We start from the raw sequence: 13,664 nt of genomic DNA, 5'->3' as shown, positions 1-13,664 counted from the left end.
CGACCGCTGATTGAGAATTGCGACATTGATCGTTGGGTAAGGACGTGCCGGCGTGGTTATCGACAGGGCCTACAAGCATCCGACCGCGCGGAAGGAACTGGACTTATGCCAGCGATATGGGCAGGAATCGATTCAGGCAAACGAGCACATCATTGCGTCGTGATCGACCAATCCGGCACGGTACTGCTGTCGAAACGAGTCGAGAACGACGAGGCCGTACTGCTCGAGCTCATCACCACAGTGACCGAGATCGCGGCCGGTGACGATCTTTGCTGGGCAACCGACCTCAATGCCGGAGGCGCCGCACTGCTCATCGCGTTGTTGGCGAACCATGGTCAGCAGATGCTCTACATCCCAGGCAGGATCGTGCACCACGCTGCCGCAACCTACTGTGGCGACGGTAAAACAGACGCCAAGGATGCCCGGATCATCGCCGATCAAGCACGGATGCGTACCGACCTGCAGCCCGTTCGCGGCGCCGACCAGATCAGCGTCGACCTACGGCTTCTCACCTCCCGTCGCTCGGACGTCATCTACGAACGGGTGCGGGCCATCAACCGGCTCCGCGCCACGTTGCTGGAGTACTTTCCGGCGCTAGAACGGGCGTTCGACTACTCGAAAAGCAAAGCCGCCCTGACACTTCTGTCCGGATACGCCACTCCCGACAGCCTGCGGCGCATGGGCGTAGCACGGCTCACAGCATGGTTGAAAGCACGCGGGTGCCGCAACAGCAGCGCCGTCGCTCACACCGCGGTTGATGCCGCACACACCCAACACACGATGCTGGCCACCCAGCGCGTGGGGTCTGCGCTCGTGGCCAGACTTGCCGCCGAGATCACCAGGATCGATGCCGAACTTGCCGAGATCGACACCGAACTGACCCAACGATTCTCCCAGCACCACGACGCCGCGATTCTGGTCTCCATGCCAGGGTTCGGCCCGGTGCTCGCCGCAACCTTCCTCGCCCAGATCGGCGGCACCCTCGACGGGTTCGACACCGTCGATCGGCTGGCGTGCGTCGCGGGGCTCGCGCCGGTCCCACGCGATTCTGGGCGGATCAGCGGCAACCTGCACCGACCGCGGCGCTTCAACCGGCGACTCCTTCGCACGTGCTACCTCGCCGCGCTGTCAAGTCTGAAGAACAGCCCCGCTTCAAGGGCGTTCTACGACCGCAAGCGAGCCGCCGGAAAGTCCCATAAGCAGGCGCTCATCGCGCTCGCTCGCCGCCGTATCAACGTGATCTGGGCGATGCTGCGCGACCACACCCTCTACCAAGAACCCGCCCTCGCGAACACGCCACTTGCGGCTTGACAACAGCATTGAGATTCCCAGTGGCCCGCCTGTCGGCGCGTGTCGACGCTGGCCGGCCGATCATGGATCGACCTCATGTTCGTTCGTTGTTTCAGCGCTCCGTCACGAGAGCGCCCGCGTCCGCGCCGGTGCCGATAGATCCGGCCGCTGCGCAGGACGTTTCGACTCTTCCCTGAAGACCGCGCGCCCTGATCGAAATCGATGACCACGCCCTGGTAGACACTTTCGTAGATCGTCTCGGTGCACAGATGCCAGGACCGGCGACGATATCGTCGCCGCAGCCAGCGGCTGATCTGTGCTGGTGACCACTTCTCGGTCAGCTTCGTCGCCACGATTTTCCGCAGGTCAGCATCTGCGGCGAGCCGCGGCTGCTTCGGTCTGCGGCGCCGCTGGTATGCCTGGCCGTGTGCGTACCAGGGCTGATAAGTGCCGTCCGGCTTCCAGTTTCGGGCGATCTCACGGTAAACACTTTGATAGCTTTTGCCGATCCGCTCGGCGATGTCTTTGACCCGTCTCCACGGTCGAGGCCGTCGGTGATCTCGATGCGTCGGTCGTTCTGTGTCAGATAACGGGGATTGATCGGTGAATCGAGGAAGCGCACGCTGCCAGCGTCGATGAACCACAGCGATCCACAGCTCAAGGACACACCTACCGCCTGCGCCGCCGCGGAGCCCGATATTCCCGTTCTGACCAATTCGAAGTAGCGGCGCTTGACACCTGCAGACATCTTGTTCGGCGCGTATCGCGGCATCGGAATCCTTCCGTCCAGGATTCGCAACGACCGATAGAAACCGCCCGCGGTCGAGGGGCCGGTTCTGCCACTCGACCATCTCGCCGATGACCTTGTCGGTGATCCGCGAGATGGTGTCCTTCGAGACCGTCGCACCGTAGATGTCCTGGAAGTGTGCGGAGACCTCTCCGGTCGTCAATCCCTTTGCCGTCAACGACAATACGATTTCGTCGATGCCGATGAGTCGTCGTTGCCGCTTCTTGACGATCTGCGGTGCGAACGAGGAATCGGTATCCCTCGGCACCGCGATGTCTACCGGCCCTATCTCGGTCAGCACGGTCTTCGAGCGGGTGCCGTTGCGGGAGTTGCCGCTGCCGCGGCCAAGGACATCGTGTTTCTCGTAGCCGAGGTGCTCGGTCATTTCCGCGTGCGGTCTCGAGGACGTTCTTCGTGAGTTGATTGAGCAGCCCGTTCGGGCCCATCAGCCTCCACGCCCTAGCTCTTTGGCCTGAGCCAGGAGCTGCTCGGCCAACTGCCTCTGATCCACCTCGGCCGCTGCCATGGGTTCCAGTGTTTCGGTCATCATCGATCCTTCCCGCCAAGCTCAGCCTGGCGTGTCGAACCAAGAATCGAATCAACCGTTATTCAGACAGTCCCGATTCGAGAGTTCCGATGTGGCACTAGGCCGGTCGTGTGGCGGCGCGGTGTCGAAATGTTGAGTGTGGAAAACGCGAAAGGTCCCGATGATCCCGGCGGCGAGGACACGAAACTGCAATCGATCACATACTCGGCCACGGTAATGTTCCCGGTAGGGCGCACGCCGACATCACATTGGTGATCGGCCGACGCAGAGTGGAATCCCGCGCACCGACCTCCCCGGTGCCCCGCAAACTCGACTAACTGCGCGAAGTAGCAGCCCGGGGCCGGAGCACCATCGCCGTGGTTTTGGATTGCGGCTGTTGTCGCCGACGGTCAGTCGGTGGGGGTGAGTTCGCGCAATTGATCGATGGTTCTGCGGAGTATGCGCGAGACCTGCATCTGGGAGATGCCGATCTGTGTGGCGATCTGGGTCTGGGTCATACTGTCGACGAATCGTAGCCGTAGCACTTGGCGTTCGCGGTCCGGCAGCTGTTCGGTCAGGGCTTTTACGGTTAGGCATCCGTCGATGACGTCGTAGCCGGGGTCGACGTCGCCGAGGGTGTCGGCCAGCGTCATGGTCGAGTCGTCGCCCTGGGTGGAGTTCACGACGGAGAGGGTGTGGCAGGCGTTGGTCGCGGCGAGCGCATCAACGACGAGCGCGTAGTCGATGCCACACGAGTTGGCGACCTCTCGTGGAGTCGGTGCTCGTCCGAGCCGTTGCGAGAGTTCGGCGATGACCGGCCGGATCTGCATCACGGTGTCCTGTACCGAGCGTGGAACGTGCAGCGGCCACGTACGGTCTCGGAAGTGGTGCCGGACCTCGCCCATCATCGTCAGAATCGCATACGGCAGGAATCTGGACTTGCGAGCGATGTCGAATCGGTCGATCGCGTGGATCAGGCCCACTCGGGCGACTTGGAGCAGGTCGTCGCTGCGTTCACCACGGTTGCTGAAATGGAGCGCGATGTTGTCGGCCAGGGGCAGTGCGCAACGGATGATCTCTTCACGTAACCGTCGCTGTGCGCCTGGATCGTCGGCACGTGCTGCGAGCTGCTCGAGCAACGGCTCCAGATGTTCGTAATCGCGTCGGGTGTCATCGGCTCTCGCCGTCCGGCTCCGAGCATGCATGCGGCGTTCGGCTCGCTTGACCGCGATCTGCGTGTCCGCGTAGGTGAGGAGGTTGGTGCACGAAAAGTGGTGGCGTAGTGCGTTGCTCACGTCGGGGTCGACGGCGGCGAGCGAGAGGCGGTGGTCGGCGGTGCGACAGCGCTGAAAAGTGTCGGCGAGTGCCGCAAGTCCGGAGGGTCCGTCGAATCGGAGCCGCCGTAGGTCGATGACCACTTCTCCATGCGGGTGGGGTGCTGAGTCCGCGGCCGTGTCGAGGGTGCGTTTCCAGAGTCGAACCGAGCGATCATCGACGACACCGGTGCCGTGTAGAACGACTGTGTGTTGTCGCACGCTGATCGACGCGGACAACGGATCGGTGGCGGCGTGGCTGCGGATTTTCCTGTGGCGGGGCACAACGGATGTCGACATGGTGCGCTTCCTGTTGTTCGACGCAGAGAAACGCGCAGGCGCGCCCTGTCTCGACGCCAATTGCGCAGTTGCCTTCGAGGTAACCGTTGGGCCGCGGGCGTAAACCCGCCCGCGCATCGTTGCTCACCACGGCGACGGTGCGGGGCAAAGCCGGCCCGCCGGTGCACCAGCGCTCACGAAGGGACTCGGCGAACCGAGCTGGGCACTGCTCCGGCGGGTGGGTGGGCTGTGGTCAGGCGGCGCGGACCGCAGCAAGGGCACACGAACATACCGTTGTGGCGTGCGTCAGCACGGCGGCGGTAGGGCGGCGATATCGACGAGCCGTCGTGCGATCTCGGCGACTTTGACGTTGGCTTCTTGCGAGAGCGTGGTGAGTAGATCGAAGGCTGCCACGGCATCGATCTTGTAGCGCTCCATGAGCATGCCCTTGGCTTGGCCGATGACGTCGCGGGTGGCCAGCGCGGATTGCCATTGTTGCTGTTGCTGCGCACCGGTCAACGCGATTGCGGCGTGGGTGGCCAGCACCGCGGCGGTTCTGTAGGAATCTGCGTCGAACGCGTGCGGGCGCGATCCGTAGAGGTTCATTGCGCCGAGGTCGTTGTCGTCGGTGTAGAGCTGAAACGAGAGCATCGACCCCACCCCCATACCGACGGCGCCGGCGGCGAATCGTGGCCACCGCGACTCCGTCGCCAAATCGGGGGCGGAGACCGTTTCGTGTTCCCACGTTGCCTGCAGACACGGACCCTCACCGAGGCGCTCTTGGAGTTCGTCGAGTTCGCGTGAGACCGGTGAGGTCGCCGCGCGCGACTGCACCTTGTGGCGACCGATCACCAGGGTGATCCCGGCCTGGGCTGCACCGGGCACCATGGTGAGCGCCGCCTGCGTGATCGTCTGCAGTGTCTCTTCCACACTGCCGTGCGCAACCTGCATGCTTCGGGCCAGCTCCGCCATCCGCGCCCGTGAGCTGGTGCTGCCGTTTCCCGCGATCATGCATCGATCTTGCCACGACTGCAGTGCATCCAACGTCAGGACTCGAAATCAACGTGGAGTCAGGTACTACAGGCGACCCGAATACTTGCCGCCGGAGTGTGTTCGATGCCAAAAGGCGAGGTACAGCGGAACGATCCCGTCGAGCGGTGGGCGGCGCTGGTCCGAATTCTGTGCAGCATCCCGAACCGTTCCGTAGTGCGGACGTTCGTCCGATTCGACGCGTCGACGTGGGTGATCGCGTCCGGTCACGACACCCATGGATGGGTAACACCTGGGCGGTGTCGCTCGCCGGTTGGGCCTTACCAGGAAGGCGGTTTCGCAGGCACGCTGCTGAACCTGCGAAACCTAAATCACTGGAGCTCATACGACGGAGCGCCCCGTGATCTATCGGGTGGTTGCCCACTCGCAAGGAGTCGAAACCGGCCTTGCCCCATCGCCGTCGCGATTGCATCGTTCCTGCATCGACCGCGAAGCTCGTCGACAGCACCGCCGGGCGCGCCGTCGATGCGTCACTGCGCCGCGACGAGGTGGTAGAAGTTGCTACCACCATCAGTGAGCGTTTTGTCGAGGAAGCGGAAGGCGAGTCCGGCGGTGTCGAACCTCGCGAACCAATCGGCCCAGCTGAGGTGTTTGACGCTGCCGCGGACCATACCGGGAAAGTCGATACGGAGCTCGCGGGCGGCATCGGGTGAGGCCATTCCCCACACCGCTGCCGGGGTACCACCGTGAGCATCGACCCACCGCACAATCGCCGCGTGTCTGTCGTGGTCTAACCCGGCGCACCATCGCGGGCGGCGCGTGTTGCGGCCCCGTGATCGGTGTAGCAGCGCAGATTCCGGCCGAGGTCGAGCACATGCACCTGACGTTGGACCGGGTAGGAGCCGGTGAGAGAGATCGGGGATCCTCCGCGGCCGGCGCGGTCGTCGAGCGCGGCGAGCGCGGCCAGGCCCTCGGTGCTGATGAAGTCGACCTCGTGGAGGTCGATCACGACCGGTCGAGCTTCGGCAGCGATCAGTACTTCACCGAGGCCGATCACGAACGCGGGTGCGTTGCGGTAGTCGATGTCGTTGTGCACGTGCACGATCACGACGTGGGCGGTGTCGGTACGCGTGAGCCGTAGGGTGCCGGGTACGAGGGGTGCCGCGGCGTCGGGGACATCGCCGATGAGTCGGTGTGCCGTGGTGAGCATCGACTCGTGGCGGCGATCGGCGATCCGGCCCAAGGTGTCCGGTGCCTGCCTGGAGCTGAGACCGTGCCGAGCCATCAGCAGGCCGATGGCCTGCTCGATGACGTCACGGCAGACCACCGCAGATGGGTGCTGCTCGGTGCGCATCATCAGGGTGTGCAGGGCGGCGGCGGCGGTGTCGGCGAAGACCGCGGCGAGTGCTCGGTCGTCGGTAGTGAACGCGTGCGGGCGACGTGCGTAGAGGTTCAGTACTCCGATTGTGTTTCCGTCGGCGGTCAACGGCAGAGCCAGCATCGACCCGACTGCGCATGCGTTCGCGGGCGCGGTGAACTGCGGCCAGCGAACCTCGCTGACCGTGTCGTCGATACGTACCGGGAGGTGCTCGCGCAGGACGGTGCGGGCGGGATTGTCGGCGACAGTGCCTGTTGCGGTGTGTAATTCGTCGAGTGTTGCACTGGCCGAATACCGTTGCTTTGGTCCGAAGTCGCTCTCGCCGTCGATGGGGGCGCGGACGATGTCGGCATGGTCGGCGGCCGGCACCGCGAGCACTACCGCCGCGGTCAGATTCACCAGGTCCGCTTCCTGGGCGCCGGACGCAGGCGCGATCCGGGCCGCGATCGCCCCCATAGTTGCGGTCATTGCCGTCGTGATGTCGGCCGAGCGGTTTGACTCGGACACGGGGTGGGGATTCTGCAGCATATGCAATTCCTGCCGTCGGAATGTCACGCTCTGGTGCGGACGCGATGTGGCTGTCGCACACTGACCGGGGTCTCGGGGCAGTGCAATGGCCCAGTCATGCAGCTGTTGAACATGACGAGCGGTTCGTTGTTCCTCCTTTCTAACACCGAGCACCATCCGCAGCTAGCATTTGTTGCACAATGAGCGACGCAAAAGCAGGCCCGTCGTTTCTGCCCGATCCAGCCGTCGATGGTGCTCGGTGGATGGGTTGCGCACCGCGAGCGAGGTGTCGAGCCCGTGGTGAGTGAGCCGGCGGACACTGCGGGTGACACGTCGGTGCAGGCGGTGCGCGCCGCGGTCCTCGCCGCGCTGCACGACGGTGACTCCGAACTCGATGCTCTCGGGCGGGTGTGTCGGGCATGTGTCGACCTGTTGCCGGTGGACGGGGCGTCGATCACCGTGATCGACGGCACCGCACATCACGAAACCCTCTATGCCAGTGACGAGGTCAGTGCTCGTCTCGAATCCATCCAGTTCACGCTGGGGGAGGGGCCGTCGTTTCACGCCTTCGCCACCCGCGGACCGGTGCTCGTCCCCGATCTGGCCACCGCGACGACCGCGGCGTGGCCGGTCTTCGCCGCCGAGATCGCCGATCTACCGGTCGCAGCATTGTTCGTGTTTCCCATTCAGAGCGGCGCGATCGCGATCGGTTCATTCGGTCTCTATCGCAGCCGGGCCGGGCCACTGGTTCCCGACGAGTTGTCGATCGCGCTGCAAGTCGCCGATATCGCTGCTATCGCGTTGCTGCATATGGGAGCCATCGCAGACGTAGATGACGACGAGCACTACGAACACTGGCTCACACAGCTGCCGCGCAGCAGCGTCGAGGTCCACCAGGCCACCGGAATGCTCATCTCCCAGCTGGGACTACCTGCGGCGCAAGCACTCTCGCGGCTACGCGGGCATGCCTTCGCGACCGGTCGCCTCGTACACGACGTCGCAGCCGACGTCATCGCGCGCCGCGTGGATCTGAGCAAACCCGACGAATAGATCACCAGATGCCGAGAGAGACGCGGCGCTACCGTAGTAACAGGACACAGATGATGGAGATGAATCGTAATGTCATCGCACACCGACCGCGAAACGGCCCTGGTGCGGGCGTTCGTGGGTATGGCCGACACCCTCGTCGACGACTACGACGTGGTCGACGTGCTCTACCAGTTGGTCCAGCACTGCGTGGACCTGCTCGACGCTGCAGCAGCCGGGCTGATGTTCGACGATCAGCGTGGTGGTCTGCAGGTCCTGGCCTCCTCCACCGAACGCACCCGTTTGTTGGAGCTGTTCCAACTGCAGGCTGACGAGGGCCCGTGCCTCGATTGTGTGCGCAGCGGGGAGCCGGTCCTCATCGAGGACCTGACCGCGCAGACGCAGCGTTGGCCGGTCTTTGCCCCGGAGGCAGTTCGGGAAGGTTTTCTGTCGGTGCATGCGGTGCCGCTGCGGTTACGCGGACAAACCATCGGCGCGCTCAACTTGTTCGGCACCACCCGCGGCCCGCTACCCGAGGAGGACCTGACGGTCGCGCGTGGGCTGGCCGACACCGCCACTATCGGTATTTTGCAAGAACGTGCGATCAGCCGCGGCGAGGTGCTGACCGAGCAGTTGCAGACCGCGTTGAACAGCCGCATCACTATCGAGCAAGCCAAAGGTGTCCTCGCCCACGCCGTTGATCTGGACATGGAACAAGCCTTCCACCTCCTGCGCGGGCACGCCCGCCGCACCAACAGCCGCCTCGGTGACATTGCGTATCAACTCGTCACCGGCCACCTCGACCCCCACGCCGTGACCGCTGCGTCGCGCACCTGAAACTCAGCGAGGGTCCATGTGACGCCTGGCGACGATCACTGGATTCCGGAATCCAGGTGCATCCGGCGTCGACGGCGAAGCGCGGCCGTCGATTGTCTGCGGAGTATGCGTGAGACCTGCACAGTTTGGTGTTCGGTCGACCCGAATTCGTCGGCTTCGCTCTAGCTTCGGCCGGGCACGCGAACGGCGATCGCCGGGATCGACCGATACAGGTGAGGCCTGCCGACGAGACGGCGGTTGCACCACTTCTGCATCGTTTCTTCGATACGGGGTACCACAGTGAGGAATACGTTTCGTTCGATAGACGCAGCGATCGCTCGGTAACCACCCCTGAATGCAAGGAGTCATATGACTTACCTCCTCGACGCGGTTGTCCGGGCACTGTCCCCGAGTGCGTTGTCGTGGAGATGACCGGGCAACGCTATGCAACGCATGCGGTCGCCGACGCTGGGCATGTTCGCATAGACGAGATCGACAGTCTTCGCTTTCGTCGCAACTCCCGATGTTGCGAACGGTACCGACGACCTGACCCCCGAAACGTCTCTACGCGGCAGCGCTCGCGACCTTCCTGCGTCAGACCCTGGTACGTGCGACAACAAACGGTGACATCGATGTCAGTGATGTAGTTGTGACCGCGAAAATGAGACTGACACATGATGATCAGCGAGGATATGTCCTAACTGCCGCCGTATCTTTCGAGCTGCCCAATCTCGACGACGGCGAGGTTCGGGATGCGCTCGCGCAGCGCGCTGTGGACGAATGCCCGATGAACGACCACATCGTCGTTTCCGTCGGTGGTGGTACAACGTCGTTTCCGTCGGTGGTGGTGGTACAACCAGATCTAGACGGGAAGAGCTGACGGCGGTGAGCGAGGATTTTCGACCCGATCAGCAGCGTATGACGCGGACACATGCGGGTAAATCGATCGAAGACCAACGCAATTGGCCGGGTTTCGCCTTGATCGTTCTCGGTTTGGCGTTTCTTGCGTTCTTCTTGGTTGCCACCGCTGATGGTTAGAAGCTGGGTACTGATCACCGCGCCGGCATGTCTGGCGAGTGGAGCGGGTACCGGCTGGATTCTGCTGCGGCACAGACAGGTCAAGAATGCGGAAGGATTGGCAATCACCGATCCGCAGGGCCACTGATCGCAGACGCGGCGCGGGTCGTCGGCCGCGTCGGGGTGGCCAAGAGTGCACAGTTGGTAGAGACCTCGGCGTAGGGGTGTTTCGCTGTCGCCGAATGGCTGCGCGCCGCATTCGCCGGTCGTGATCGCGGTCCATCGTCGACGCACCCGCTTAGGTGGGCGACCGGTGCCTTCACCGATGATGGTCTCCGGCTCGTTGGGCGGCATCAGCCGGCCGATTACAAGGCGTCCGCGACGTCGTCGTCGAGTTCCTCGGCGCGGTGTAGCGCGCTGCGGAGGCGGTCGAGTTCGAGTTCGCGGGCGGCGAGTTGTCCGGCGGGTTCACCGCGGGTTCTGGCTTTGTCGAGTGCGCGGGTGTGGCTGGCGATCATGCGCCGAAACACGGGTGCCGCCGACTTTTTGGGTTGGGCGTGGTGGCAGCCGAGGCAGACCAGCCCGCGGCTGCAGTGCTCACCGGTCGGGAGGGCGCATATGTGGGTGCCCATGTCACGCAGGCTGGAGCCGGCGGCGAACGCCTTCCATTCCTCGACGGCCGGTGAGCGCAGGGCATCGGTGTCGTAGACGTCGGTGTAGAGCCCGCGCATCGCTGTACGGTAGCCCTCGATCAGAGTGTCCGGGTAGAGCTTGGCGTAGATCATCACGGTGTCCAAGGACGCGTGTCCGAGTAGTGCGGCGATGACGTGGACAGGGTTGTTGTTGTTGTTGAGGTGTTCGGTGGCGAAGACGCGTCGGCAGTCCTGCGGTAGCAGTCGCAGCGGGGTGCCGTCGGCGTGGCGAGCGCCCGCGAGTGACAGGTTCGTCAGCCGGCCGCGGATGGTCTGGATCGACATCGCGCTGGGATGTCCTACTCCTTGCAGCAGATACGGCGCGGTCGGTAGCGGGGCCTTGGCGACGTAGTCGCGGCGGTCGCAAGCAGGGACCGCGTCGGTGCGGTAGAAGGTCTTGATGTGGCCGATGATTTCGGCGATGACCCGGCCGAGTCCGTCGCCGATCGGTATGACCCGTGCCCGATCGCATTTCGACGGTTTGACGTGCAGCAGATAGTAGATCTGGCCGTCGGGCAGCTTCCGTTTGACAACGTCGAGCGTGGTGAGTTCGCTGACCTCCTCCACCCGAAGCCCGCTGGTCAACAACAGTTCCAGCAGCGCCCAGTCTCAGAACCGGTCCCGCTCGGCACGGATCGCGGTAGTGGCTTCGGGGTCTTCTGCTAGCCGTTGGGTGGCCTCGTGCCAGGTCCGTAACGCATAAGCGCGGATGTTGGGGATTTCACGGGTCAGATCCATCACCGTCGCCGTCATTCGTGCGGTGGTGCGGGCGCGGGCCGCGGCGAACCCGCCGCTGTTGAGGTCGTGGGTGGTGAGTGGGATCGCGACCGGCATGTGTTGTGTCAGCGGTGAACCGGGCTCGGTGCCACAGGTGCACATATCGGTGAATAAGCGGCTGCGTTTTTCGTCGCACGGTGCCTCGTCGCGGGGACCGGCGGAACACGCCCAGATCGCAGAGAGCACCGTCGAGGATGTCGAGAGCGTTCGCGCCGGGCGGCAACTCTTCCAGGTCGTCATCGGTGAGCTGGTCGAGTCGGTCGTAGTCGTGGGCGAGCATCAGTCGCATCCCGGTGCAGATCCCGCGGCGGCGGCCCTTGGGCGCTGCCCACGCAACCTGCTCGCACGCCTGCTGCAGGCGTTGACCCGCGACCGTGAGCGGATCTTCGGAGGGTAACGCGCGCACCCACGGTTCGACCAGGACCTTGGACATGAACATCGCGCTCGGTTGCACGAGCCGGCCGGTGATCAGCGGCCGCGCCATCATCGATGTCATCGGTTTCCGGCCGGCGGTGTCGTTCCACCACTGCTGCAGCGACATTCGGTTGTCTGCAGGTTGTGATGCTTCGACGAATCTCGTCGCGCCGGCCAACACTGCGCGGCAGGCCTTCAGGCTCAGGTCCCAACACGACACTTCGAGGCTCAGCATCTCGACCACCGCGTCCCGGTCGAACGGCTGATGCCGCATCCGCCGGGCGGTGTAAAGCAGGCTGGCCCGGTCCATCATCGCCGGCTGCCGTCGGTGAGTTCGTCGAGGGCGGCGACGGTGTCACTGGAGTAGGAGTAGGGAAACGCGTAACGCGGTGTCGGTTCGACCACGGCGAGCAGTGAGTGTCGTTGCCTGCGGGCGACTTCGGTCAGTGCGGCGAGCATCGCTTTCTCGTCGACGTGGGCGTACTCGTCGGCGGTGGTGGATATGTGTCGGTGGCCGAGGACTTCTTGGGCGACCTTCACTCCGGCGGTGTCGACCAATTGCTGGGCGACGGTGTGCCGGAACATGTGCGGAGTCGCGTGCCCACCCATGCTCCTTGTGGTCCGTCGAAACGATGTCTCGAACGCCGGATACCGCAACGGCCGGTCGGCTCCTTGTCGACGCCCGACCCACAGCGCTACCGTATCCGGTTGTCCGCGTTCGGAATTCAGGTAGTCATCGAGCAGTGGCCACCAGTCCGGGGTAACCGGGACCCGGTGCTCGTCGCGAGCGCCCGCCCTTGAGCCGTACGGTGATCGTCCGGCGTCGCCGATCGACATCGGTCAACCGCATGCCGAGCACCCCGTGGCGGCCGTGCTCGTCGCTCCAGTCGCCGATCCGTTGACCGGTGCGCAGCAGCAACGTGACGATCGCCCGATCGCGTGCCGAGGATGGGGCGACCGCGAGACGCTCGGCCGTTGCTGGATCGAGATCGCGTGGCAGCAAACGAGGTTCGCGGTGGTGCAGTTCCAGACGGCCGCGTTGCGGTAGGTCCCGACCAGGCATTCCATGCGCCGGCCCAGCAACACCGTTGGGCACCGGATTCTCACACCCCGCCCACGAACCGCTGGCGCGCCTACTATCGCGCTCGATCAAGAACCCATAAAGCGCGGCCAGTGCCGCCAGGCGATGATTCACCGTCCGCGGAGCGCGTCCGCCGCCCCGCTCGGCGAAGTCGTGGATGTATTCCCCGACGACCGTCCGGGTCGCGGCGTTCAGCGAGCGAGGATCTAGCCATCGCCGGAAGTGTTCGACGCCGAGCCGGTAGTTCCAGATCGTGTAGTTGGAGCGGCCCAGGAGCACCAAGTGCTCCACGAACTCGGCGACATCGTCCACCGGCAGCTCCCCTCAGTGAGTCCAGGACAACCCGAACACAGGAAAGACTGTTGAGACAAGAGCTCGGCTACATGGAACTCGACAAACGCGGTGCCGAACTGCTGTTCCAGGTGTTGACGGAGCGGGAGGAAAAGAACAGCGTCGCAATAGCTTCCAACGAATCCTTCTCCAAAGCGCACTTGTTCGCGCGAACGTGTGCGTAGGTGGGACCGAAGTCGCACAGGTTCAGTGCGTGGCCGGACTATCCCTCGTTGGGTAGGTGTGGGACGCTCGTCGTCGTGGGTGAGCATCATTACGAGATCGAAATCGAATGGACTGGCGCCACTACCGGGTATGGCAGCTACTCGCGCAATCATGCAGTCCATTCGCCTGGGAGGCAACCGATTCCGGCGTCGGCTGATCCTGTGATCGGCCGCGGCGACGCGACTCGTTGGAACCCTGAGCAGCTGCTCGTTGCGG

Annotated in this window: 16 protein-coding genes and 3 pseudogenes; 8 read left to right on the top strand and 11 right to left on the bottom strand. The window is 64.1% G+C overall.

Going from position 1 to position 13,664, the window contains the following annotated elements; genetic code table 11:
* The first annotated feature begins 105 nt into the window (after positions 1 to 105).
* Positions 106 to 1,311 carry an IS110 family RNA-guided transposase gene (locus tag FOY51_RS24785; RefSeq protein ID WP_149432954.1) on the top strand — a complete coding sequence of 402 codons (1,206 nt, stop codon included), beginning with the start codon at positions 106 to 108 and terminating at the stop codon, positions 1,309 to 1,311.
* On the opposite strand, the gene FOY51_RS27735 is transcribed toward FOY51_RS24785, so the two are convergent.
* The 7 genes and pseudogenes from FOY51_RS27735 to FOY51_RS24755 all read right to left on the bottom strand — a co-directional run bounded on the left by FOY51_RS27735 (position 1,269) and on the right by FOY51_RS24755 (position 7,070).
* A complete protein-coding gene (locus tag FOY51_RS27735; RefSeq protein ID WP_235916741.1) occupies positions 1,269 to 1,934 on the bottom strand; it encodes an IS30 family transposase in 666 nt (221 codons plus the stop codon). The two genes, FOY51_RS24785 and FOY51_RS27735, sit on opposite strands and share 43 nt — an antisense overlap.
* Positions 1,929 to 2,624, bottom strand: a pseudogene (locus FOY51_RS24780) (transposase); the annotation flags it as partial. The pseudogene FOY51_RS24780 and the gene FOY51_RS27735, both read right to left, overlap by 6 nt.
* A gap of 389 nt (positions 2,625 to 3,013) precedes the next feature.
* Complete coding sequence (locus tag FOY51_RS24775; RefSeq protein WP_235916727.1) at positions 3,014 to 4,216, bottom strand: SigB/SigF/SigG family RNA polymerase sigma factor; 1,203 nt, start codon at positions 4,214 to 4,216, stop codon at positions 3,014 to 3,016.
* A gap of 285 nt (positions 4,217 to 4,501) precedes the next feature.
* Positions 4,502 to 5,206, bottom strand: coding sequence for a GAF and ANTAR domain-containing protein (locus FOY51_RS24770; RefSeq protein WP_235916725.1), 705 nt, complete (start codon positions 5,204 to 5,206; stop codon positions 4,502 to 4,504).
* Positions 5,207 to 5,272: 66 nt separating this feature from the next.
* Positions 5,273 to 5,464, bottom strand: a complete 192-nt coding sequence (locus FOY51_RS24765) for a hypothetical protein (protein ID WP_149432953.1) — start codon at positions 5,462 to 5,464, stop codon at positions 5,273 to 5,275.
* 251 nt (positions 5,465 to 5,715) lie between these two features.
* Positions 5,716 to 5,904 (bottom strand): hypothetical protein, encoded by a 189-nt coding sequence (locus FOY51_RS24760; RefSeq protein WP_149432952.1) that lies wholly within the window; start codon positions 5,902 to 5,904, stop codon positions 5,716 to 5,718.
* A gap of 71 nt (positions 5,905 to 5,975) precedes the next feature.
* On the bottom strand, positions 5,976 to 7,070 hold the full coding sequence (locus FOY51_RS24755; RefSeq protein WP_187776461.1) for a GAF domain-containing protein: 1,095 nt from the start codon (positions 7,068 to 7,070) through the stop codon (positions 5,976 to 5,978).
* Between the two features lie 300 nt (positions 7,071 to 7,370).
* On the opposite strand from FOY51_RS24755, the gene FOY51_RS24750 reads away from it, so the two are divergent.
* From FOY51_RS24750 to FOY51_RS27875, 3 genes are all read left to right on the top strand, one after another.
* Positions 7,371 to 8,120, top strand: coding sequence for a GAF and ANTAR domain-containing protein (locus FOY51_RS24750; protein ID WP_214633148.1), 750 nt, complete (start codon positions 7,371 to 7,373; stop codon positions 8,118 to 8,120).
* Positions 8,121 to 8,189: 69 nt separating this feature from the next.
* On the top strand, positions 8,190 to 8,933 hold the full coding sequence (locus FOY51_RS24745) for a GAF and ANTAR domain-containing protein (RefSeq protein WP_149432949.1): 744 nt from the start codon (positions 8,190 to 8,192) through the stop codon (positions 8,931 to 8,933).
* A 1,009-nt stretch (positions 8,934 to 9,942) separates the two neighbouring features.
* Complete coding sequence (locus FOY51_RS27875) at positions 9,943 to 10,077, top strand: hypothetical protein (protein WP_290367922.1); 135 nt, start codon at positions 9,943 to 9,945, stop codon at positions 10,075 to 10,077.
* A gap of 217 nt (positions 10,078 to 10,294) precedes the next feature.
* Here the strand turns inward: FOY51_RS27875 and FOY51_RS24740 are convergent, their stop codons facing one another.
* Positions 10,295 to 11,212 carry a tyrosine-type recombinase/integrase gene (locus FOY51_RS24740; protein ID WP_290367923.1) on the bottom strand — a complete coding sequence of 306 codons (918 nt, stop codon included), beginning with the start codon at positions 11,210 to 11,212 and terminating at the stop codon, positions 10,295 to 10,297.
* An 18-nt stretch (positions 11,213 to 11,230) separates the two neighbouring features.
* Positions 11,231 to 11,455: a hypothetical protein gene (locus tag FOY51_RS24735; protein ID WP_149432947.1), complete on the bottom strand. Its 225-nt coding sequence runs from the start codon at positions 11,453 to 11,455 to the stop codon at positions 11,231 to 11,233.
* Between the two features lie 49 nt (positions 11,456 to 11,504).
* Between FOY51_RS24735 and FOY51_RS24730 the strand changes: the two genes are divergently transcribed.
* A complete protein-coding gene (locus tag FOY51_RS24730) occupies positions 11,505 to 11,795 on the top strand; it encodes a hypothetical protein (protein ID WP_149432946.1) in 291 nt (96 codons plus the stop codon).
* A gap of 34 nt (positions 11,796 to 11,829) precedes the next feature.
* The gene (locus tag FOY51_RS24725) at positions 11,830 to 12,078 is read left to right on the top strand and encodes a hypothetical protein (protein ID WP_149432945.1); all 249 of its coding nucleotides are present in this window, start codon (positions 11,830 to 11,832) and stop codon (positions 12,076 to 12,078) included.
* A gap of 43 nt (positions 12,079 to 12,121) precedes the next feature.
* Here the strand turns inward: FOY51_RS24725 and FOY51_RS24720 are convergent, their stop codons facing one another.
* Entirely contained in the window at positions 12,122 to 12,649 is a 528-nt protein-coding gene (locus FOY51_RS24720) for a tyrosine-type recombinase/integrase (RefSeq protein WP_149432944.1), read from the bottom strand.
* On the bottom strand, positions 12,546 to 13,205 hold the full coding sequence (locus FOY51_RS24715; protein ID WP_187776459.1) for a tyrosine-type recombinase/integrase: 660 nt from the start codon (positions 13,203 to 13,205) through the stop codon (positions 12,546 to 12,548). Before FOY51_RS24715 ends, FOY51_RS24720 begins: the two co-directional genes overlap by 104 nt.
* Before the next feature lie 59 nt (positions 13,206 to 13,264).
* Here FOY51_RS24715 and FOY51_RS24710 point away from each other — a divergent pair.
* Together FOY51_RS24710 and FOY51_RS27425 are read left to right on the top strand one after the other, a co-directional pair.
* Positions 13,265 to 13,375, top strand: a pseudogene (locus tag FOY51_RS24710) (ATP-binding protein); the annotation flags it as partial.
* A gap of 108 nt (positions 13,376 to 13,483) precedes the next feature.
* A pseudogene (locus tag FOY51_RS27425) lies at positions 13,484 to 13,664 on the top strand (OsmC family protein); the annotation flags it as partial.

The sequence above is a fragment of the Antrihabitans cavernicola genome (assembly GCF_008297975.1).
GTDB lineage: Bacteria > Actinomycetota > Actinomycetes > Mycobacteriales > Mycobacteriaceae > Antrihabitans > Antrihabitans cavernicola.
Note: the sequence above shows the minus strand (reverse complement) of the source record. Positions and strands in the feature narration are given on the sequence as shown.

Excerpts from the sequence above, each read along its gene's own strand:
- FOY51_RS24785 (WP_149432954.1), top strand. The coding sequence starts at position 106 with ATGCCAGCGATATGGGCAGGAATCGATTCAGGCAAACGAGCACATCAT.
- FOY51_RS24775 (WP_235916727.1), bottom strand. The coding sequence starts at position 4,216 with ATGTCGACATCCGTTGTGCCCCGCCACAGGAAAATCCGCAGCCACGCC.
- FOY51_RS24770 (WP_235916725.1), bottom strand. The coding sequence starts at position 5,206 with ATGATCGCGGGAAACGGCAGCACCAGCTCACGGGCGCGGATGGCGGAG.
- FOY51_RS24765 (WP_149432953.1), bottom strand. The coding sequence starts at position 5,464 with ATGGGTGTCGTGACCGGACGCGATCACCCACGTCGACGCGTCGAATCG.
- FOY51_RS24760 (WP_149432952.1), bottom strand. The coding sequence starts at position 5,904 with ATGGCCTCACCCGATGCCGCCCGCGAGCTCCGTATCGACTTTCCCGGT.
- FOY51_RS24745 (WP_149432949.1), top strand. The coding sequence starts at position 8,190 with ATGTCATCGCACACCGACCGCGAAACGGCCCTGGTGCGGGCGTTCGTG.
- FOY51_RS27875 (WP_290367922.1), top strand. The coding sequence starts at position 9,943 with ATGGTTAGAAGCTGGGTACTGATCACCGCGCCGGCATGTCTGGCGAGT.
- FOY51_RS24735 (WP_149432947.1), bottom strand. The coding sequence starts at position 11,455 with ATGCCGGTCGCGATCCCACTCACCACCCACGACCTCAACAGCGGCGGG.
- FOY51_RS24725 (WP_149432945.1), top strand. The coding sequence starts at position 11,830 with ATGAACATCGCGCTCGGTTGCACGAGCCGGCCGGTGATCAGCGGCCGC.
- FOY51_RS24720 (WP_149432944.1), bottom strand. The coding sequence starts at position 12,649 with ATGTCGATCGGCGACGCCGGACGATCACCGTACGGCTCAAGGGCGGGC.